This is a genomic window from Acinetobacter sp. A1 (assembly GCF_012371315.1).
Taxonomy (GTDB): domain Bacteria; phylum Pseudomonadota; class Gammaproteobacteria; order Pseudomonadales; family Moraxellaceae; genus Acinetobacter.
Map to the genome: position 1 here is coordinate 1 of NZ_JAAZQY010000083.1, position 763 is coordinate 763.

The 763-nt window shown below is 52.9% G+C and carries 1 protein-coding gene; it reads right to left on the minus strand.

Annotated elements, in window-relative coordinates; translation table 11 throughout:
- Window positions 1-700: IS6-like element IS26 family transposase (locus HHA41_RS13010; protein ID WP_003218105.1), on the minus strand; the 700-nt coding region annotated here is incomplete at its 3' end.
- Window positions 701-763: the final 63 nt, after the last annotated feature.

Sequence of the window (763 nt, forward strand, 5' to 3'; positions counted from 1 at the left end):
TTTCAAAAACTCTGCTTACCAGGCGCATTTCGCCCAGGGGATCACCATAATAAAATGCTGAGGCCTGGCCTTTGCGTAGTGCACGCATCACCTCAATACCTTTGATGGTGGCGTAAGCCGTCTTCATGGATTTAAATCCCAGCGTGGCGCCGATTATCCGTTTCAGTTTGCCATGATCGCATTCAATCACGTTGTTCCGGTACTTAATCTGTCGGTGTTCAACGTCAGACGGGCACCGGCCTTCGCGTTTGAGCAGAGCAAGCGCGCGACCATAGGCGGGCGCTTTATCCGTGTTGATGAATCGCGGGATCTGCCACTTCTTCACGTTGTTGAGGATTTTACCCAGAAACCGGTATGCAGCTTTGCTGTTACGACGGGAGGAGAGATAAAAATCGACAGTGCGGCCCCGGCTGTCGACGGCCCGGTACAGATACGCCCAGCGGCCATTGACCTTCACGTAGGTTTCATCCATGTGCCACGGGCAAAGATCGGAAGGGTTACGCCAGTACCAGCGCAGCCGTTTTTCCATTTCAGGCGCATAACGCTGAACCCAGCGGTAAATCGTGGAGTGATCGACATTCACTCCGCGTTCAGCCAGCATCTCCTGCAGCTCACGGTAACTGATGCCGTATTTGCAGTACCAGCGTACGGCCCACAGAATGATGTCACGCTGAAAATGCCGGCCTTTGAATGGGTTCATGTGCAGCTCCATCAGCAAAAGGGGATGATAAGTTTATCACCACCGACTATTTGCAACAGTGCC